At 73.7% G+C, this 18,879-nt stretch carries 17 protein-coding genes; 8 read left to right on the top strand and 9 right to left on the bottom strand.

Annotated elements, in window-relative coordinates:
- Window positions 1-3 precede the first annotated feature (3 nt).
- Window positions 4-2,124, top strand: a complete 2,121-nt coding sequence (locus ACFV9J_RS38840; RefSeq protein WP_385362690.1) for an MDR family MFS transporter — start codon at window positions 4-6, stop codon at window positions 2,122-2,124.
- Here ACFV9J_RS38840 and ACFV9J_RS38845 read toward each other — a convergent pair.
- The 3 genes from ACFV9J_RS38845 to ACFV9J_RS38855 all read right to left on the bottom strand — a co-directional run bounded on the left by ACFV9J_RS38845 (window position 2,051) and on the right by ACFV9J_RS38855 (window position 5,694).
- A complete protein-coding gene (locus tag ACFV9J_RS38845) occupies window positions 2,051-2,833 on the bottom strand; it encodes a sulfite exporter TauE/SafE family protein (RefSeq protein WP_385362692.1) in 783 nt (260 codons plus the stop codon). The genes ACFV9J_RS38840 and ACFV9J_RS38845 overlap by 74 nt on opposite strands.
- Window positions 2,834-2,904: 71 nt before the next feature.
- Window positions 2,905-4,440, bottom strand: coding sequence for a long-chain fatty acid--CoA ligase (locus ACFV9J_RS38850; protein WP_385362694.1), 1,536 nt, complete (start codon window positions 4,438-4,440; stop codon window positions 2,905-2,907).
- Between the two features lie 66 nt (window positions 4,441-4,506).
- Window positions 4,507-5,694: a thiolase family protein gene (locus ACFV9J_RS38855; RefSeq protein WP_385362696.1), complete on the bottom strand. Its 1,188-nt coding sequence runs from the start codon at window positions 5,692-5,694 to the stop codon at window positions 4,507-4,509.
- Between the two features lie 118 nt (window positions 5,695-5,812).
- Here ACFV9J_RS38855 and ACFV9J_RS38860 point away from each other — a divergent pair, with 118 nt between their 5' ends.
- The 7 genes from ACFV9J_RS38860 (at window position 5,813) to ACFV9J_RS38890 (ending at window position 11,982) form a co-directional block, all read left to right on the top strand.
- Window positions 5,813-6,622 (top strand): alpha/beta hydrolase, encoded by an 810-nt coding sequence (locus ACFV9J_RS38860; protein ID WP_385362698.1) that lies wholly within the window; start codon window positions 5,813-5,815, stop codon window positions 6,620-6,622.
- Between the two features lie 119 nt (window positions 6,623-6,741).
- Window positions 6,742-7,074 carry a DUF3140 domain-containing protein gene (locus ACFV9J_RS38865; protein WP_385362700.1) on the top strand — a complete coding sequence of 111 codons (333 nt, stop codon included), beginning with the start codon at window positions 6,742-6,744 and terminating at the stop codon, window positions 7,072-7,074.
- A 2-nt stretch (window positions 7,075-7,076) separates the two neighbouring features.
- Window positions 7,077-7,727, top strand: coding sequence for an endonuclease (locus tag ACFV9J_RS38870; protein ID WP_385362701.1), 651 nt, complete (start codon window positions 7,077-7,079; stop codon window positions 7,725-7,727).
- 138 nt (window positions 7,728-7,865) lie between these two features.
- On the top strand, window positions 7,866-8,711 hold the full coding sequence (locus ACFV9J_RS38875; RefSeq protein ID WP_385362703.1) for a hypothetical protein: 846 nt from the start codon (window positions 7,866-7,868) through the stop codon (window positions 8,709-8,711).
- A gap of 112 nt (window positions 8,712-8,823) precedes the next feature.
- Window positions 8,824-10,224: a gamma-glutamylpolyamine synthetase GlnA3 gene (gene glnA3 / locus ACFV9J_RS38880; RefSeq protein WP_385362705.1), complete on the top strand. Its 1,401-nt coding sequence runs from the start codon at window positions 8,824-8,826 to the stop codon at window positions 10,222-10,224.
- Between the two features lies 1 nt (window position 10,225).
- The gene (locus ACFV9J_RS38885; protein ID WP_385362706.1) at window positions 10,226-11,374 is read left to right on the top strand and encodes an amidohydrolase family protein; all 1,149 of its coding nucleotides are present in this window, start codon (window positions 10,226-10,228) and stop codon (window positions 11,372-11,374) included.
- A gap of 80 nt (window positions 11,375-11,454) precedes the next feature.
- The gene (locus ACFV9J_RS38890; protein ID WP_385362718.1) at window positions 11,455-11,982 is read left to right on the top strand and encodes an NUDIX hydrolase family protein; all 528 of its coding nucleotides are present in this window, start codon (window positions 11,455-11,457) and stop codon (window positions 11,980-11,982) included.
- Window positions 11,983-11,995: 13 nt separating this feature from the next.
- On the opposite strand, the gene mnhG is transcribed toward ACFV9J_RS38890, so the two are convergent.
- The 6 genes from mnhG to ACFV9J_RS38920 are packed head-to-tail and all read right to left on the bottom strand — an operon-like array spanning window position 11,996 to window position 18,686.
- Window positions 11,996-12,361 (bottom strand): monovalent cation/H(+) antiporter subunit G, encoded by a 366-nt coding sequence (mnhG, locus tag ACFV9J_RS38895; RefSeq protein ID WP_385362708.1) that lies wholly within the window; start codon window positions 12,359-12,361, stop codon window positions 11,996-11,998.
- Window positions 12,358-12,624, bottom strand: coding sequence for a monovalent cation/H+ antiporter complex subunit F (locus ACFV9J_RS38900; RefSeq protein WP_203698425.1), 267 nt, complete (start codon window positions 12,622-12,624; stop codon window positions 12,358-12,360). Before ACFV9J_RS38900 ends, mnhG begins: the two co-directional genes overlap by 4 nt.
- A 47-nt stretch (window positions 12,625-12,671) precedes the next feature.
- Window positions 12,672-13,271, bottom strand: coding sequence for a Na+/H+ antiporter subunit E (locus tag ACFV9J_RS38905; protein ID WP_385362710.1), 600 nt, complete (start codon window positions 13,269-13,271; stop codon window positions 12,672-12,674).
- Window positions 13,268-15,016, bottom strand: coding sequence for a Na+/H+ antiporter subunit D (locus tag ACFV9J_RS38910; protein ID WP_385362712.1), 1,749 nt, complete (start codon window positions 15,014-15,016; stop codon window positions 13,268-13,270). The genes ACFV9J_RS38905 and ACFV9J_RS38910 overlap by 4 nt, the downstream gene beginning before the upstream one ends.
- Window positions 15,013-15,786, bottom strand: coding sequence for a Na(+)/H(+) antiporter subunit C (locus ACFV9J_RS38915; RefSeq protein WP_385362714.1), 774 nt, complete (start codon window positions 15,784-15,786; stop codon window positions 15,013-15,015). Before ACFV9J_RS38915 ends, ACFV9J_RS38910 begins: the two co-directional genes overlap by 4 nt.
- Entirely contained in the window at window positions 15,783-18,686 is a 2,904-nt protein-coding gene (locus ACFV9J_RS38920; protein ID WP_385362716.1) for a Na+/H+ antiporter subunit A, read from the bottom strand. The genes ACFV9J_RS38915 and ACFV9J_RS38920 overlap by 4 nt, the downstream gene beginning before the upstream one ends.
- Window positions 18,687-18,879 lie beyond the last annotated feature (193 nt).

Consider the following 18,879-nt stretch of genomic DNA (forward strand, 5'->3'; position numbering starts at 1 on the left):
CGTGTGACAGTCGCCGAGGAATCGCCACGGACCGCCGCCACCCAGCCGCCCGTGCTGGACCGGCGCCGCCGCAACGTCGTCTTCGTCACGATCATGCTCGGCATGCTGCTCGCGGCCCTGGACCAGACGATCGTGGGCACCGCGCTGCCCACGATCGTGTCGGACCTGGGCGGCGCCGAGCACATGTCGTGGGTGGTGACCTCGTACCTGCTCGCGGAGACCGTGGCGACGGTGCTGGTCGGCAAGTTCGGCGACCTGTTCGGCCGCAAGGTCGTCTTCCAGGTGTCCGCGGTCGTGTTCATCACCGGCTCGTTCCTGTGCGGGCTGGCGACGAACATGCCGCTGCTGATCGTCTGGCGGGCGGTGCAGGGCGTCGGCGCGGGCGGCCTGATGGTGACGGCGATGGCGCTGATCGCGGACGTCATCCCGCTCCGGGAGCGGGGCAAGTACCAGGGTGCGATCGGCGCCGTGTTCGGGGTCGCCACGGTCATCGGACCGCTCCTGGGCGGCCTGTTCACCGACCACCTGTCCTGGCGCTGGGCCTTCTACGTCAACGTGCCCATCGCGGTCGTCGTGGTGATCGCCGCCGCCCGCACCATCCCGGTGGTGAAGTCGGCGGCCCGTCCCGTCATCGACTACCTGGGCATCGCGCTGGTCGCGGTCGGGGCGAGCGCGCTGATCCTGGCGACGAGCTGGGGCGGCAACCAGTACGCCTGGGGCTCGGCGGTGATCATCGGCCTGTTCGCGGGCGGGCTGATCGCGCTCGGGCTGTTCTGCTGGGTGGAGACCCGGGCGGCCGAACCGATGCTGCCGATGCGGCTGTTCTCCAACCCGGTGTTCACGGTCTGCTCGATCCTCAGCTTCATCGTCGGCTTCGCCATGCTGGGCGCGCTGACGTATCTGCCGACGTATCTGCAGTACGTCGACGGGGATTCGGCCACCGTCTCCGGGGTGCGGACGCTGCCGATGGTGGCGGGGCTGCTGATCGCCTCGGTGTTCAGCGGCAACGTGGTCAGCAAGACGGGGCGGTACCGGCTGTTCCCCATCGCGGGCACGCTGGTGATGGGCGTCGGCCTGTACCTGATGTCGCTGATGGACCCGGCCACGGGCGCGGGGCTGGAGTCGCTGTACATGTTCGTGCTGGGCACCGGCATCGGCCTGTCCATGCAGGTGCTGACCATCGCCGTGCAGAACACCGTCGACTACGCCGACCTCGGCACCGCCACCTCCGGCGTCACCTTCTTCCGTACGCTGGGCAGTTCCTTCGGCACCGCCGTGTTCGGCACGATCTACGCCAACTCGCTGGGTCCCAACCTGCGCGACGGAGTCGCGGCGGCGGCCCGCACCGGTGCCGCGGACCCGTCGGTGATCGCGAGGGCGTCGACCAGTCCGGAGGGGGTGCACCGGCTGCCGCCCCCGGCGTCGGCGCCGATCGTCGGCGCGTACGCGGAGACCATCCAGACCGTGTTCCTGTGGACGGTGCCGGTCGCCGTCCTGGGCTTCGTGGTCGCGCTGTTCCTCAAGCAGGTCCAGCTGCGCGACAGCGCCCGTGCGGGGTCCACGGACATGGGCGAGGGCTTCGCCTCACCGCACGACGCCAGCAGCAGGCGGACGCTGGAGGCCTCCGTCGGGAAGATCATCGGCGCTACGGAGCTGGACACCGCGCGTCGGATCATCGCTGACAGCGACACCCGGCTGGACGTCGCCGGTGCCTGGGCCGTGATGCAGGTGGACCTGTTCACCCGGCTGGTCGGGCACGCCAGCCTCGGTCTGATCGCCGCCCGACGCCGGCTGCCGCCGGAGGTGCTGCTGCCGGTCTTCGACCGGATGGTGGAGGAGGGATTCCTGACCCGGCACGGCTCCCTGCTGTCCCACACCGAGGCGGGTGCCCGGGAGGCTCTCGTCATCGGCCGGGCGTGGGCGATCTGGCTGGAGGACCGGGTGGAGCGGGACATCGGACGCCCCTCGGACACGGAGCTGCGCGCCGCCGTCGACGCCATCGCCAAGCGCCTGCTGGTGGAGGACCTCAGCAACGGGCTCCCCCAGCGGATCAGGCAAGGAGCAACTGCAGACCGCCCACAACCGTCGCCGCGATCACCAGACGCTCGAACAGGCGTTGGTTGATCCGGTTCACGGCCCACTTTCCGAGGAACGCGCCGGGCACCACGAAGACGACCAGCGCCGCGTCCAGCAGCAGCGAGTGGCCGTCGATCAGACCGAGGCCCGCGCTGAAGGGCAACTTGGAGACGTTGACGATCAGGAAGAAGAACGCCGACGTGCCCAGGAAGCCGAGCTTCCGGAACCCCGCGGAGAGCAGGTACATCGACATCACCGGGCCGCCCGCGTTGGCGACCATCGTGGTGAACCCGCCCAGGACGCCGTACGAACGGGCCTTCACGCGGCCGGTGCGCGAGGTGACCTCGTCCGGCTGCTCGGCGGTGTCGGCCTGCCGCCGGCGCCACACCGTCACTCCGGCCATGAACAGCAGGATCACGCCGATCGACGTGCGCACGACCGCGTCGTCGGCCCACACCAGGAACAGGGTGCCGACGACCACGCCCACGCCGACCGCCGGGAACAGCCGCCACAGGGTGGGCCAGTGCGCGTGGCGCCGGTAGGTGAGGACGGCCAGGATGTCCCCGGCGATCAGCACCGGCAGCAGGATGCCGGTGGAGGCGCGGGCGGGCAGGACGGCCGCGAAGATCGCGAGGCTGACCGTGTTGGCCCCGCTCACCGCGGTCTTGGAGAAGCCGACGAGCAGGGCCGCGAAGGCGAGGGCGGCGAATTCCCAGCCGGTGAGGTGCCAGAGCGTCATCGTGTCCGTCGCGGTCATGGTGTCCATTGCGGGGACCGATGCTATGCGCACCCCACCGGCGCCGTGAGCACCGTCTCGCCCATTGATCCTTAGCGCGGTCCCCGGTGGTCGGTGTACGTCGCCCTCAGCTCGCGCTTGAGTACCTTCATGCTCGGCCCGAGCGGCAGTTCGTCCGCGAACTCCACCCGGCGCGGGTACTTGTGCCGCCCGAGGTGCTGCTTGGACCACTCGGTGACCCCGGCCGCGTCCGGCACCTGCTCGGGCGCCGTGCCGGGGGCCCGCACGACCACGGCGCAGACCTCCTCGCCGTGGAGTTCGTCCGGGAGCCCGATGACGGCGACCTGGGCGATGCCGGGGTGGCGCATCAGCACCTCCTCGACCTCCCGCGGATAGACGTTGTAGCCGCCTCGGATGATGACGTCCTTCTTCCGGTCGACGATCCTCAGGAACCCGTCCTCGTCCTTGGTGCCCAGGTCGCCGGTGCGGAACCAGCCGTCGACGAGCGCCTGAGCGGTGGCCTCGGGGCGGCCGAGGTAGCCGGAGAACACGTTGTGGCCGCGGACGACGACCTCGCCCAGTTCCCCGGGCGGCAGCAGGTCCACCGCGTCCTCGACCTCCGCGCGGGCGATCTCCACGTCGACGCCCCACAGCGGGTGGCCGATGGTGCCGGGCCTGGCGCCGAACACCGGCTGGTTCACGGCCGCCGCCGGAGAGGTCTCCGACAGCCCGTACCCCTCGTAGATCTTCGCCCCGAAGGCCTCCTCGAACCGTTCGAGGACGGCCACCGGCAGCGAGGCGCCGCCGGAGATGCACACCCGCAGCTCCGGCAGGGCCGCGGCCCCGGCCGCCGCGGCGGCGAGGGCGACGAACATGGTCGGCACCCCGTGGAAGGTGTTGACGCCCTCCTTCACCATCAGCTCGATCGCGCGCGCCGCGTCGAAGCGCGGCAGCAGGACGAGGGTCGCGCCCGCCCGCCAGGTGGAGTTGAGGGAGACGGTCTGGCCGAAGGCGTGGAAGAGGGGCAGCGCGCCGAGCGCCACGTCGTCGGGCCGGATGTCGTTGGCGTCGAAGGCGTTGACCGTCGCGTTCATCACCAGGTTGAAGTGGCTGAGCACGGCGCCCTTGGGCACTCCGGTCGTGCCGCTGGTGTAGAAGACGACGGCCGGGTCGTCGGCGTCCCGGGTGACGTACGAGGGCAGGGGCTCCGCGTCGGCGGCGAGCCGGTCGAACTCCTCGCCGAGCGTGAGCATCCGTACGCCCGCCTCCCGCGCGGCGGCCGCTCCGGTCTCCGCCTGCGCCGGATGGCACAGCAGCAGGGTGGCACCGCTGTCGCGCAGGACGTGCTCGACCTCGGCCGGGGACAGCAGCAGGTGCACCGGCACCACCACGGCGCCGGCCGCGGCGACGGCGTAGTACGCGACGGGGAAGTCGGCGCTGTTCGGTGCCATCAGCGCCACCCGGTCCCCGGGCCGGACGTCCAGGCCGACGAGGGCACCGGCCTGCGCGCGGGCCCGCCGCCACACCTCGGCGAAGGTCAGCCGCAGGTCGCCCTCGACCAGCGCCTCCTTGTCGGGACGGCGCCGGGCGTTCTCGGCGAGGATTGCGGCGACGGAGAGGGTTGCCATGGGGTGTTGCTCCGTTTCCTTGCTGCGGCTCTGCAGAGGGGTGGCGGCTCAGTGACCGAGGTGGGACTAGGGGCGTTCGACGAGGACCGCGCTGCCCTGCCCCACGCCCACGCACATCGTGGCCAGCCCCCGGCCGGCCCCCGTGCGGCGCATGCGGTGGAGCAGCGTGGTGAGGATGCGGGCGCCCGAGCAGCCGAGCGGGTGGCCCAGCGCGATGGCGCCACCCGTGGGGTTGACCAGGTCGGGGTCGATGCCGAGCTGGTCGACGCAGGCGAGGGCCTGGGCGGCGAACGCCTCGTTGAACTCGGCCTCCGCGAGATCGCCGACGCTCCACCCGGCCCGGGCGAGGACCTTGCGGGTGGCGGGGACCGGGCCGATGCCCATGACGTCGGGGTGGACGGCGGCCGAGCCGCCCGCGACATAGCGGCCCAGCGACTCCAGGCCGAGGTCGTTCAGCACCTCCTCGCTGACCAGGAGGAGGCCCGCGGCGCCGTCGTTCATCGGGGAGGCGTTGCCCGCGGTGACCGTGCCGCCGGGGCGGAAGACCGGCTTGAGGCGGCCCAGCTTCTCCAGTGAGGTGTCCTCGCGGACGCACTCGTCGGTGTCGACGACCACGCCGTCGGGGCGCTCGACGGGGAGGATCTCGTCGTCGAAGCGGCCGTTCTTGCGGGCCTCGGCGGCCAGGCGGTGGCTGCGCAGGGCGAACGCGTCCTGGCGTTCCCGCGGGACGCCGTACCGCTCGGCGACCTCCTCGGCCGTCTCCCCCATGGCGAGCAGGCCGTGCAGGTCCTTCATCGCCGGGTTGACCAGGCGCCAGCCGAGCCGGGTGTCGGCGGTCTCGATGCGGTGCGGCAGCGCCTCGTCGGGGCGGGGCAGCACGAAGGGAGCACGGCTCATGGACTCGGAACCGCCCGCGAGGACGATGTCGGCCTCACCGGCGGCGATGGTGCGGGCGGCGGTGGTGACGGCTTCGAGGCCGGAGGCGCACAGCCGGTTGACGGTGGCGCCGGGCACGGTCTCGGGCAGGCCGGCGAGCAGCGCGGCCATGCGGGCGACGTTGCGGTTGTCCTCGCCCGCCTGGTTGGCGGCGCCCCAGTACACGTCGTCGACCCGGGCCGGGTCCAGCGCGGGCACGTCGGCGACCAGGCCGCGGATCACAGCGGCGGCGAGGTCGTCCGGCCGTACGGTGGACAGCGCGCCGCGCAGCTTGCCGATCGGGGTGCGGCGGGCGGCCGCGAAGTGGACGGGACGCACGAGGGACTCCTGACCGTCGTCACCATTAATTAGCACTGCTAGTTTTGGACTATAGACCGCCGGACGGCGTCCTGGGAAGATCCTCCGGACGACCGTCACCGACGCAGCCGGAGGAGCCATGGCCGAGGCCCGCGAGCACACGCTGACCGGAACGCGGGGGCGGATCGCCGTCCGCGAGTGGCCCGCCGGGCGTCCCCGCTACGTGGCACTGCTGGTCCACGGATACGGCGAGCACGCCGGGCGCTACGAGGAGGTGGCCGGCGTCCTGACCGGCCACGGCGCGGCCGTCTACGCGCCGGACCACGCCGGGCACGGACGCTCGGACGGCGAGCGGGTGGTCGTCGAGGACTTCGAGGACGTGGTCACCGACGTGCACGCCGTGGCGGACCTCGCCCGCGCCGCCCACCCCGGCCTGCCGGTCGTCATGGTCGGCCACTCCATGGGCGGCCTGATCGCCTCCCGCTACGCCCAGCGCCACCCCGGCGAGCTGACGGCGCTGGTGCTGTCGGGGCCCGTCATCGGCGACTGGGAGCTGCCGCGCCGGCTGCTCGCCCTGGAGGAGATCCCCGACACCCCCATCAGCCCGGCCTCGCTCTCCCGCGACCCGGCGGTGGGAGCGGCGTACGCGGCCGACCCGCTGGTCTGGCACGGGCCGATGAAGCGGCCGACGCTTCGGGCGTTCGTGCGGACGCTGGAGACCGTGGCCGAGGGCGGCGACGTCGGCCGGCTGCCGCTGCTGTGGGTGCACGGGGACGACGACCGGCTGGTCCCGCTGCCCGGCAGCCGCGTCGGCGTGGAACCGCTGAGCGGCGGCGACCTGACCGTGCGGATCTACCCGGGCGCCCGGCACGAGGTCTTCAACGAGACGAACCGGGCGGAGGTCTTCGCGGACGTCGCGCGCTTCCTGGACGGCGTGCTCGCCCGCTGAGGCGGCGGGGCGTTTGCCCCCGCGCCCCAGGGGCACCCGCGCCCGCATGGAGTGACTGCCCACGCAGCACGTATTCACGACGCACAACGCACGAAGCACGACGAAATGAGGGACACCTCATGGCCGACGCCCTCGAACTCGACGCGCTGTGGGAGGACTTCCACCGCGTCGTCAACATGACCTCCGCGGAACTCGCCAACTGGCTCCGGGTGCGCGACTCCGGCGAGCTGACCGAGCCGCTGCCGGACGACGCCGGGCCGCCGCTGGGACAGCACGTCCTCGCGATCCTGCAGAAGCGGCGCACCGACCTGACCGGCGACGACCTGCGCGCCATGCGCGAGGTCGTGGACACCGTGACCTCGCAGACCGACCTGGAGAACGAGCCCGAGGCCGAGGACACCCGCCTGCGGCACCGTCTCATGACGGTCGGTCACGACCCGCTGAAGCCGTAGCCGTGGGCCGCGACCAACGGCGGACCGTGCGCGAACTCGTCGACGCGCACGGGCAGACGTACGCCGAAGAGGCGGGCATCCGGCTCAAGGACACCCCGCAGCCGCTGTACCGGCTGCTGGTCCTCGCGCACCTGCTCAGCGCCCGGATCAGCGCCTCCATCGCGGTCGCCACCGCCCGCGCCCTGAGCGAGGCGGGACTGCGCGACCCGCGCCGCATGGCCGGGGCCACCTGGCAGCAGCGGGTGGACGCGCTCGGGCGGGGCGGCTACCGGCGCTACGACGAGCGCACCGCCACCCAGCTCGGCGAGGCCGCCGAACTGCTGACCGAGCGGTGGGGCGGCGACCTGCGCCGGCTCCGCGACCAGGCGGACGGCGAGGTCTCCGCGCTGCGGCGGCTGCTCCAGGAGTTCCCCGGGGTCGGGCCGACCGGCGCGGACATCTTCCTGCGGGAGGCCCAGCTGGTCTGGCCCGAGGCGGGCCCCCTGCTGGACCGCAAGGCCCTCCAGGGCGCGGAGCGCCTCGGTCTGCCCGGGGACCCGGACCGGCTCCTCCCCCTGGCCGGGAGGACGGAACCCGCCGTCCTCGCGGCCGCGCTGGTGCGTGCGGCGGTGGACAAGGACGTGGCCGAGGACACCCTCGACCGGGTCGGCTGAGGGCGCGGGGACCGGTGGTCCGGCCCGCTCCCTCGCGCCCGGCCGCGCCGGTCACCCGAACAGGCCCGTGCGCTGGTGCGCCCCCGGCCCCGGTGATGCGCTGAGGACACCGTTTCCCGTCCCAGGAGGCATCCCGCGATGAGCCGTCGTCCGTACCCACCCGCCCGTCTCCTGGCCTCCGCCCTGGCGGCGGGCGCGCTGCTGACCACCGCGGCCTGCTCGGACGGCGACGGGTCGCAGAGCGCCTCGGACACCGCCGCCGAACAGGCCGGGGTCGCCCGGCCCGACGCCGCGAAGCAGACCCCGACCGGCTCCCCCAGCGCCTCCCCCGCCGCCCTCACCGAGTCCGGCGCCAAGGCCGCCCTGCTCACCGAGGCCGACCTGGAGGGCGACTGGAACCAGGTCCAGGACGCGGACAAGTGGCGCGACCGGCTGCTCGTCGGCGAGGTCGACGTGTCCGACTTCCTCACCGCGAAGGCCGACGCCGGGGACTGTCAGGGGCTCCTGGACGGGCTCTACCGCGACGACCTGCTGGGCGAGCCGTCGGGGCCGTCGGCGCTCACCGGCTTCGAGCAGGGCGACGCCCGCCTCCTGGAGCAGGTCGCCGGGTACGACCGCGCCGGTCTCGACGACCGCCTGAAGTGGATGGACTCCCTGCCGCAGAAGTGCGACGAGTTCACCGCGACCGACTCCGACGGCGACAGGCGCACGGTCCAGGTGACCGAGGCCGCGGTGCCCGACGTGAGCGACGCCCGCGAGGGCCTGCACGTGACCGTGCAGGGCACCGCCGACGCCACCCCCGTCACCCTCACCCTGGACATCGCCGCCGTACGCGTCGGCACCTCCGCCCTCACCGTCACCGGCGGCGGACTGGACGGCGGCCGGACCTCCTCCGTCGAACAGGCGGTACGCCAGGGCACCGAGCGCCTCAAGACCGTCCTGGACGGCGGGACTCCCTCGCCGCAGCCGACCACCATGGACTGACCCGGGCCGGCCTTCACCGCGTCGTGCGCACATCCGGCGAAACCCGGACAGGGTGATCACCGAACGGCACAATGGTCCGCGACGGACGGCGCAGGCGCGAAGGAGCCGAGACGTGAGCGAGAGCGACCCCGTGCCCGGCGGGCGCCCCGGCGAGGTCGAGCGGGCCACCGCGCTGAGCGGCGAGCTGACCGGGCAGGGCGTGCACGGCGTGGTGCTGGCGTACGTCGACACCGCCGGGATCGCCCGGGTGAAGACCGTGCCCACCGCGAAGCTCGCCGCGGCCGCGGCCTGGGGCGTCGGCATGTCGCCGGTGTTCGACACCTTCCTGGCCGACGACTCGATCGTGGCCACGGACGTCCTCGGCTCCCCCGACGGCGACCTGCGCCTCTACCCCGACCTCGACCGGCTGACCGTGCTCGCGGCGCAGCCCGGCTGGGCGTGGGCGCCGGTGGACCGGATCACGCAGGAGGGTGCCCCGCACCCGGCGTGCGGGCGCACCGCGCTGCGCCGGATCGTGGCCGGGGCGGCCGAGCGGCACGGCCTCACCTTCAGGGCCGCCGTCGAGGTGGAGTGGGTCGTGGGCCGGGGCGACGCGGACGGCGACGCGTTCGTCCCGGCGGTGTCCGGACCGGCGTACGGCGCGGCCCGGCAGGTCGAGCTGAGCGACTGCGCCGCCGACCTGCTGGCGGCGCTGGCGGCGCAGGGCGTGGACGTGGAGCAGTTCCATCCCGAGTACGCGGCGGGGCAGTTCGAGGTCTCGGTGGGGGCGCTCGGCCCGGTGGCGGCGGCCGACCACAGCGTGCTGGTGCGGCAGACCATCCGAGCGGTCTCGCGGCGGCACGGGCTGCGCGTCTCCTTCGCCCCGGCCGTCCTCGGACAGGGCGTCGGAAACGGCGGGCATCTCCACCTCTCCGCCTGGCGCGACGGGACGAACCTGCACGCGGGCGGGAGGGCCCGGTACGGGATGACCGCCGAGGCGGAGTCCTTCGTGGCCGGGGTGCTCGGCCACCTCCCGGCGCTCACGGCGCTGACCGCGCCGAGCCCGGCCAGCCGGCTGCGGCTGCGGCCCTCGCAGTGGGCCGGGGTGTTCACCGCCTGGGGCCGGGAGACCCGCGAGGCCGCGCTGCGGATCGTCACCGGCACCGCCGGGATCCGCGACCGCGCGGCGAACCTGGAGGTGAAGCCGGTCGACCTCGCCGCCAACCCGTACCTCGCGCTCGCCTCGGTGATCGCCGCCGGACTGGACGGGCTCGCCTCGTCCGCACCGCTGCCCGAGGAGATCACCGGCGACCCGGCCCGGCTCGATCCCGCCGCGGCCGCCGCCCGGGGCGTGCGGCGGCTGCCGGTCACGCTCACGGAGTCGGTGGCCGCCTTCCGGGCCGACGGCGTACTGCGCGAGGCGCTGGGTCCGGTGCTGGCCGACGCGGTGATCGCCGTACGGCTGGGCGAGGCCGGGTCGGCCGAGGGGCTGGACGACGACGGTGTGGCGGCGGCGTACCGCTGGAAGTACTGAGATGGCCGCCGGGCCCGTCGACGAGCGGCTGGCCGCGCTGGAGCTGGTGGACCACCACTGCCACGGCGCCGTCACCGACGACCTGGACCGCGCGGGTTTCGAGGCCCTGCTCACGGAGGGCGAGGCGTGGCCCGGCGTCTCCCCCTTCGACAGTCCCGTCGGCCTCGCCGTGCGCCGCCACTGTGCGCCCCTGCTGGGTCTGCCGCGCCACTCCCCCGCCGGCGTGTACCTGGCCCGGCGGTCCGAGCTGGGCGCCGCCGAGGTCAACCGGCGGTTCCTGCGGGCCGCGCGCACCGGCGCGTTCTGCGTGGACACGGGGTACGCCCCGCACCGCGTGACCGCGCCGGCCGAGCTGGCCGAGGCGGCCGGCGCGAGGGCGTACGACGTGGTGCGGCTGGAGGGCGTCGCGGAGGCCGTGGCGGCCGGCGGTGTCGAACCGGACGCGTACGCGCGCGCGTTCCGCACGGCCGCGTGGGAGGCGGTACGGCGGCCGGGTGTGGTGGCCGTCAAGTCGGTGGCGGCCTACCGCACCGGGTTCGACCTGGACCCGGCCCGCCCCTCGCCCGCCGAGGTCACCGAGGCCGCCCGGCGCTGGCTCGCGCGCGGCGGGGGCCGGCTGGAGGACCCGGTGCTCGTGCGGCAGCTGCTGTGGACCGCCGTGGACCTCGGCCGGCCGCTGCAGCTCCACACCGGGTTCGGCGACAGCGACATCCGCCTGCACCGGGCGGACCCCACCCTGCTGACCGACTGGCTCCACCTGACCGCCGGCACCATCCCGGTCCTGCTGCTGCACTGCTGGCCGTACCAGCGCCAGGCCGCCTATCTCTGCGCGGTCTTCGAGCGGGTGTACCTCGACGTGGGGCTCACCCTGCACCACGTCGGCCCCGCGCGGGCGGGCGCGGTCCTCGCGGAGGCACTGGAGATCACCCCGTTCCGCAAGCTGCTCCACAGCTCCGACGCTTATGGACTGGCCGAGTTCCACCACCTGGGGGCGCTGGCCTTCCGGCGGGGACTGGCCGGTCTGCTGCAGGAGCGGCTGGACGCCGACGAGCTGTCCCTCCCGGACGCGTTGCGCCTGGTCCGCTGGGTCGGACGGGACAATGCCCGGCGGGTCTACCGGCTGCCCGGTGGCCCGGCGGACGACGGCTGAGCGGCGTGGGACGGGTCACAGTCCCGGAGCGCCGCCCGGGAAGCACGAACGGCTGAAAGTATGATCAAGCGATGTCTGACATGACCGAAACCACGCCGGGCTGGCTGACGAGCGACGAACTCGAAATGGCGCGCGCCCGTATGCCGATCCTGTACGTCGAGGCCGTGCCCGTACGGGTGGACGACAGCGGCGAAGTCACCAGCGTCGGCCTGCTCCTGCGCATCGGACCCGACGGGACGGTCAGCCGGACGCTGGTCTCCGGGCGGGTGCTGCACCACGAGCGGGTCCGGGACGCCCTGCTGCGCCATCTGGAGAAGGACCTCGGCCCGGTGGCGCTGCCCCGGGTGCCGGCCTCGCTCCAGCCGTTCACGGTGGCCGAGTACTTCCCGACGCACGGTGTCACGCCGTACCACGACCCCCGGCAGCACGCGGTCTCGCTCGCCTACGTCGTGCCGGTGACGGGTGACTGCCGGCCGCGCCAGGACGCGCTGGACCTGGTCTGGTTCGATCCGCGCGAGGCCCTGTCCGAGGCGGTGCGCAGCGAGATGCCGGGCGGGCACGGGGCGCTGCTGAAGCAGGCGCTGGCGCACGTGGGCTGCGTGGGCTGAGCGGCCTCCGGGGCTACTCCTCGCGCCGGTCCCCGTCGCTCAGCTGCGGGTCCAGGTCGTCCCTGAGCAGGCCCCGGGACCCCGTCTGCCCGGTGCGGTAGGCGGAGCGGGCCACCAGGTGGGAGGCGACCGGGCCGGTGAGGAACTGGAAGAAGACGATGAGCGCGAGGGTGCCCACGTCGGTGCCGTGGCGCAGCCTCAGCCCCACCCCGGTGAGGACGAGGAGCATCCCGAGGGTCTGCGGTTTGGTGGCGGCGTGGCTGCGGGAGAGCACGTCGGGGAAGCGGACCATCCCGATCACACCGAGGAGGCACTGCAGGCAGCCGAGGAGCAGCAGGACGGTCCCGGCCAGGTCGGCGGCCTCGGCCCAGGCGTTCACCGGTGGTCCTGCCTGCCGTCCGGGCGCACGGTGGGCCGGTCGCGCACCGCGATGAAGCGGGCGATGCCCACCGAGCCGGTGAAGCCGAGGAAGGCGAGCACCAGCATCACGGGGAAGTAGAAGGAGTCGCGGTCGTGGGCGGCCTTGACGCCGATGCCGGCGATGATGAGCGCCGCGGCCACGTCCAGGGCGACGGCGCGGTCCAGCATCGAGGGGCCGTACCAGATCCGGTACAGCAGCAGTGCGCCGGCGACGAGGATCATCGCGAGCGCGGCGACGAGCAGGGCGTCTTCGACGCTGTGCAGGGTGGTCACGTCGGGAGGTCACCTTCCGGTACGGGGCGGGCGGCGTCGGCGATGTCCTCGGCGGTGCCGAAGGCGCGGGCGACGAGTTCCTCCATGCGCCACACCTGCCGCTGGGCGCCCTCGATCTCGCCGGGGTTGCCCGCGTCGAGGACGTGCAGGAACAGGGTGGCCGTCGACCGGCGCACCTCGATGACGGAGCCGCCGGGGACGTTGGAGACGGCGACGGCGGTGGCGGTGAGCATGAGGTCGCTGCGCACTCGCAGCGGGACGGCGACGACCGCGGCGTGGTAAGGGCCCTTGGCGAAGATCTGCCGGGTGACCTCGACGCTGGAGGAGAACATGTCGAACAGCAGGTAGGCCGCGAGGCGCAGCACGCCCAGGGGGCGCAGCCGCAGGCCGATGTCCACGGCGGGCAGCGGGAAGGCCAGGCACAGGCAGACCGCGACGAGGACGCCGTTGACGAGGTTGGCCCAGGACGGGGTGCCCCACAGCAGGATCCAGATGACGGTGAGCCAGCCGACGAGCGGCAGGTCGAGCACGCGCCGGCCGCGGCCGACCCGGAAGGACCAGCTGTAGGGGGAACGGTCGCGGAAGAGGTTGCTCACCGGCCGAGCACCGCCTCGATGTAGGGGGTGCGGGCGAGGAGTTCGGTGGCGGCGGCCTGGGTGAAGGTGGTGAGCGGGCCGCCGAGGACGGTGTAGGACAGGCCGAGGGCGACGGCGGCGCCGGTGGCCAGCAGCATGGGCCAGGGCAGGTGCCTGGTGGTGGTGATGGACTGCCCGAGGAAGCCCGCGGAGACGACGGCGCCCGCGGGCACCGGCAGCCCGCTCCCGGCCCCGGCCGGCCTGCCGGGGCCGGGCGTCTCTCCGGGACCGGGCGTCCCTCCGGGGCCGGGCGTCTTTCCGGGCCCGGGCGTCTCTTCGGAGCCGGGCGCCCTCCCCTCCTCGCCGTCACCCGTGTCGTCGTCCGTGTCGTCCGTGTCGTCGTCCTCGGCCGACTCCAGCACGACGCCCTCCTCCTCGGCCCCGGGTGGCGCTTCGCGCCAGAACGCGAGGTTCCAGACCTTCGCCATGACGTAGAGGGTGAGCAGGCTGGTCGCCGCGGACCCGGCGACGAGCGCCCAGGCCCAGCCGCCGCCGTCGGCGACGCCCGCGCGCATCAGGCCGAGCTTGCCGATGAATCCGGACAGCGGCGGGATGCCCGCGAGGTTCATGGCGGGCACGAAGAACAGCACGGCGAGCAGCGGCGCCGTCCTGGCCAGGCCGCCGAGGCGGGTGAGTTCGGTGGTGCCGTCGCGCCGCTCGATGAGTCCGGCGACGAGGAACAGCGTGGTCTGCACGGTGATGTGGTGGGCGACGTACACGATCGCGCCGCTGATCCCGCCCCCGCCCGCGAGGGCGATGCCGAAGACCATGTAGCCGATGTGGCTGATGAGCGTGAAGGACAGCACCCGCTTCAGGTCGGTCTGGGCGACGGCGCCGAGGATGCCGACGACCATGGAGGCGAGCGCGGCGAGCATCAGCAGGTCGCCCAGGCGGTGGCCGGGGAAGAGCAGGGTCTGGGTGCGCAGCATCGAGTACACGCCGACCTTGGTCAGCAGACCGGCGAAGACCGCGGTGACGGGCGCGGGCGCGGTGGGGTAGGAGTCGGGCAGCCAGGCGGCGAGCGGGAAGACGGCCGCCTTGATGGCGAAGACGGTCAGCAGCATCGCCTCCAGCAGGGTGCGCACCCCGAGCGGCACCTCCTGGAGCCGCTGGGCGAGCTGGGCGAGGTTCACGGTGCCCGCGACGGCGTAGGTCATGGCGATGGCGACCAGGAAGAGCACGGAGGAGAACAGCGAGATGATCACGTACGTCGACCCGGCCCGGATCCGGGTCGCGGTGCCGCCGATGGTGAGCAGGACGAAGCTGGCGACGAGCATGATCTCGAAGCCGACGTAGAGGTTGACGAGGTCGCCGGCGAGGAAGGTGCAGGAGACGCCCGCCACGAGGATGAGGTAGGCGGGGTGGAAGACGCCGACCGGCGCCTGGTCGTCGCGGTCGGCCATGCCCTGGCCCAGCGAGTACACGAGGACGAGCAGGGTGACGGCGCTGGAGACGGTGAGCATCAGGCCCGCCAGCCGGTCGGCGACGAGGGTGATGCCGACCGGTGGTGCGAAGTCGCCGAGGTGCACGCTGAGCGGGCCGTGGCGGTCGGCGGCCACCATGAGCACCACGGAGAGCACCAGGACCGCGCCGAGTACGGCGATGCTGATGAAGCGCTGGAAGCGGTGCAGCCGGGGCCCGATGGCCAGCTTCAGGCCGGTGACGCACAGGGGCAGCACGACGGGGAGCGGAACGAGCGCGTTCATCCGGTTCCTTCCGTGCCGGCGCCGCCCGGATCGTCGGGCTGGTCGGGCTGGTCGGGCGGCGGGTGGCAGGAGTCCTCGCCGGGGAGCGAGTCGGGCTCCCGGCCGGTCTCCTCGGGGTCGTTGGAGGGCCCGGCGACCCGTGCGGGGGCCGGCCCGGGGCGGCCCGCGGCATCGGTGGAGCCCAGCTCGCGGCCCTCCCGGTAGTCCTCGGGGTCGGCGCCGAGGATGTCGTTCCAGAGGTTCCCGGAGACGTCGTTGGCGCGGGCCTGGTAGGCGCGTTCCTCACGGACCCGCCGGCGCAGCCGTCTGCGGGCGGCGCGGTAGCGGGCGCGCTGCTCGGCGTCGGCGCCGCCGTCCCCGGCGCGGGCCTCGCGGTAGCGGTCGCGGAGTTCGCCGCGCCGGTCGAGGAACTCGGCGCGCAGGGCGACCAGCCGGTCCTCGGTGTCGTCGCTGATCTCGTCGGAGCCGGTGACCTGGTGGCTGCGGTAGGCCATGGCGAGCAGGAAGGCGGTGGTGGCGAGGGTGATGACGATCGCGGTCAGGGCGATGGCCTGGGGCAGCGGGTCGGTGACGCGGTTGCGGATGATGTGCGGGTAGAGCAGGGGCGCCTCGCCCGCGCTGCCGGTGGCGGCCAGGACCAGCAGGTTGACGCCGTTGCCGAGGACGACGGCGCCGAGCAGGATCCGGGTCAGGGACCGGGTCAGCAGCAGGGTGGCGCCGACGGCGTTGAGGACGGCGGCGGCCACCAGCAGGGACAGGCTCACGGTCATGCGCGGCCCGCCTCCGGGCGCGGGGCGGCCCGCTCGATCTGGCGGTCGATCCGGGCGCCGAGGGCCCGCACGATGTCCAGGACGACGCCGAGCACGAGCAGGTAGACCCCGCAGTCGAAGAGGACGGCGGTGGACAGGTGGGCGTCGCCCCACAAGGGCAGGTGGCCGTGCCAGGTCCAGCCGTGCAGCACGGTGCCCTCGCCGAGGCCGCCGAGCGCGACCCCGGTGGACAGGAACAGGCCGAGGCCGGTGAACACACCCGGTTTGAAGGGCACGGCGTCGGCGAGTTCGTGGCGGCCGCCGGCGAGGTAGCGGGCGATGAAGGCGACGCCCGCGGTCAGGCCCGCGACGAAGCCGCCGCCCGGCAGGTTCTCCGCGCACAGCAGCAGGTAGACGGAGAGGACGAGGACGGGGTGGAAGATGAGGCGGGCGACCACCTCCAGGACGAGGGAGCGGCGCTCGGGGGCGAGGGTGGCGCTGGCGGCGAGCCAGGTCCGCTCGGGTCCGCCCTCGTCGCCGCTGGGCAGGCCCGCCGACTCGTAGCGGCTCGCCCGCCAGGCGGTGCGCAGCCCGGCGTGCGGGTGGTCCCCGGGCAGCGGCAGTACGGGCTGTTCGGCGCCGTCGGCGCGGCGGTGCAGGTAGATGAGGCTGGTGACGCCGATCGCGGCGGCGGCGAGCACCGCGGACTCCCCCATGGTGTCCCAGGCCCGCAGGTCGACCAGGATCGTCGCGACGACGTCCTTCAGCCCGTGGTGCGCGGTCTCCTCGACCATCGCCGCTCCCGCGCTGTCGGCCCGGCGGTGCCCCGCCATGATCCAGACGACGACGGCGACGGCGGCGCCGCCGGCGAGGGCCACCGGCATCCGCAGCAGGCGCCGCCGCCGGCTGAAGTTCTCCTCGAAGCGCACCGGCATCCGGCGCAGCACCAGCACGAAGACGATCATCGAGACGGTCTCCACGCAGAACTGGGTGAGCGCGAGGTCGGGCGCGCCCTGGGCGACGAAGAGCAGCGCGGTGCCGTATCCGGTGAGGCCGGCGAACACGACGGCCTTCATCCGGCGCCGCACGCCCAGGCACAGCAGGGCCGCCGTGCAGGTCAGCAGGGCGACGGCGGCCTGCGCGGGGTGGTCCCACAGGCGTGGGGCGGGCACGTCGGTCCAGGGTTCGTCCGCCACGAGCACGGCGATCTGTCCGGCGAGGACCACGCTCATGGTCGTGACGAGGTACACCGACAGCGAGCCGCGCTGCACGAATCCGGTGCACTGCAGGGCGGTGCGCTCCAGGGCGAGCAGCATCCGTCCGAAGACGAGGTCCGCGGAGCGCCAGGCGAGTCGCCGACCGGCCCGTGCGACGGGGCTCGCGGCGAGGAAGAGCAGGACGCCGCCCGCCCAGGCCGCGCCGGACAGGCCGAGGGCGGGGCCCGCCCCGTGCCACAGCGCCAGGTGGTACGGGTGGGCGGGCGCGGGGAACTGCCCGGCGTAGGTGCCCAGCAGGCCCTGGAGCCAGGACACTCCGGGGCCGAGGACGAGACAGGCGAGGGCGAGCACGGCGGGCGGCGCGAGGAAGGCCGCCGGGACGGGGTGCGCGGCGGTGTCGGGGAGGCCGGGCTTGCGGGCGAAGGCGCCCCACAGGTAGCGCAGGGTGTAGGCGGTGGTGAGGGCGGAGCCCGCGACGGCCGCGGCGAGCGCCCAGCGGTCGCCGGTGCTCCCGTCCAGGAGCGCCTGGAAGGCGGCCTCCTTGGCACTGAAGCCGAGCAGGGGCGGCACGGCGGCCATGGACGCTCCGGCGAGCACGGCGACGGCGCACACGGCGGGCAGCCGGCGGCCGAGTCCGGAGAGCTTGCGCAGGTCGCGGGTGCCGGTGGCGTGGTCGACGATGCCGGTGACCAGGAAGAGCGGCGCCTTGAACAGGGCGTGCCCGAGGATCATGGCGGTGGCGGCGAGTCCGGTGTCGTGGCGGCCCGCGCCGGTGAGGACGGTGAGGAAGCCGAGCTGGCTGACGGTGCCGTAGGCGAGGACGAGTTTCAGGTCGTGCAGCCGCAGCGCCCGCCAGCCGCCCAGCAGCATCGTGACCGAGCCGAGGACGAGCAGGAGCGGGCGCCAGGGGGTGATGTCGGCGAAGGCGGGGGCGAGCCGGGCGATGAGGTAGACCCCGGCCTTGACCATGGCGGCGGCGTGCAGGTAGGCGCTGACGGGGGTGGGGGCGGCCATGGCGTTGGGCAGCCAGAGGCTGAACGGCCAGATCGCGGACTTGGACAGGGCGCCGACGAGGATCAGCACGATCGCCGTGGACAGCGCGGCCGACGGGGCCGGCGGGTCGGCCAGGATCGCCGAGATGCGGTAGGTGCCCGCCTCGTGCCCCAGGAGCAGGAAGCCGACGAGCATGGTCAGTCCGCCGAGCGCGGTGACCGTCAGGGCCTGCAGGGCGCTGCGCCGGTTCCGCTTGTGGTCGCTGGTCTGGCCGATCAGCAGGTAGGAGAAGACGGTCGTCAGTTCCCAGAAGATGTAGAGCAGGACGAGGTCGTCGGCGAGGACGAGCCCGAGCATCGCCCCCGTGAAGGCGAGGAGGTTTCCGGCGAACCTGCCGAGCTGTCGGGAGCGGTCGTCGAAGTAGGAGGCGCAGTAGACCAGGACGAGGGTGCCCACGCCCGCGGCGAGCAGCACCATGAGTTCGGCGAGGGCGTCCAGCCTCAGCGCCCAGTCCACGTGGTAGGTGGGCAGCCAGCGCCGGACGGTGGTGTCGGCGCCGCCCGCGGCCGTCGTGCTCCACCGGGTGGCGGCCCAGGCGGTCGCCGCGGCGGGCGGCAGGGCCAGTACGAGGAAGGCACCGGTTCCGCACCGTCTGACCAGCGGCGCGGCGAACAGCGCGAGCGCGAAGTGGCAGAGGATGAGCGCGGACACCCGACAGTGATATATCGGGCATCTCGCCTGAGCGCCCAGGCACGCCGCAGGGAGAACGATCGAGGGGCGGGTTGGGGTGTATCCCAAAACCCCCCCCCAAGAAAGCCAGTATCCCCTCGGGGCGGCCGGATTTTAAACATCGCACCCCTGACCCCAGGCTAATATAAACAAAAGAAGCGGCCGCCCACCCGAG

It is taken from the genome of Streptomyces sp. NPDC059906 (assembly GCF_042730645.1).
Lineage (GTDB): Bacteria > Actinomycetota > Actinomycetes > Streptomycetales > Streptomycetaceae > Streptomyces > Streptomyces rubrogriseus.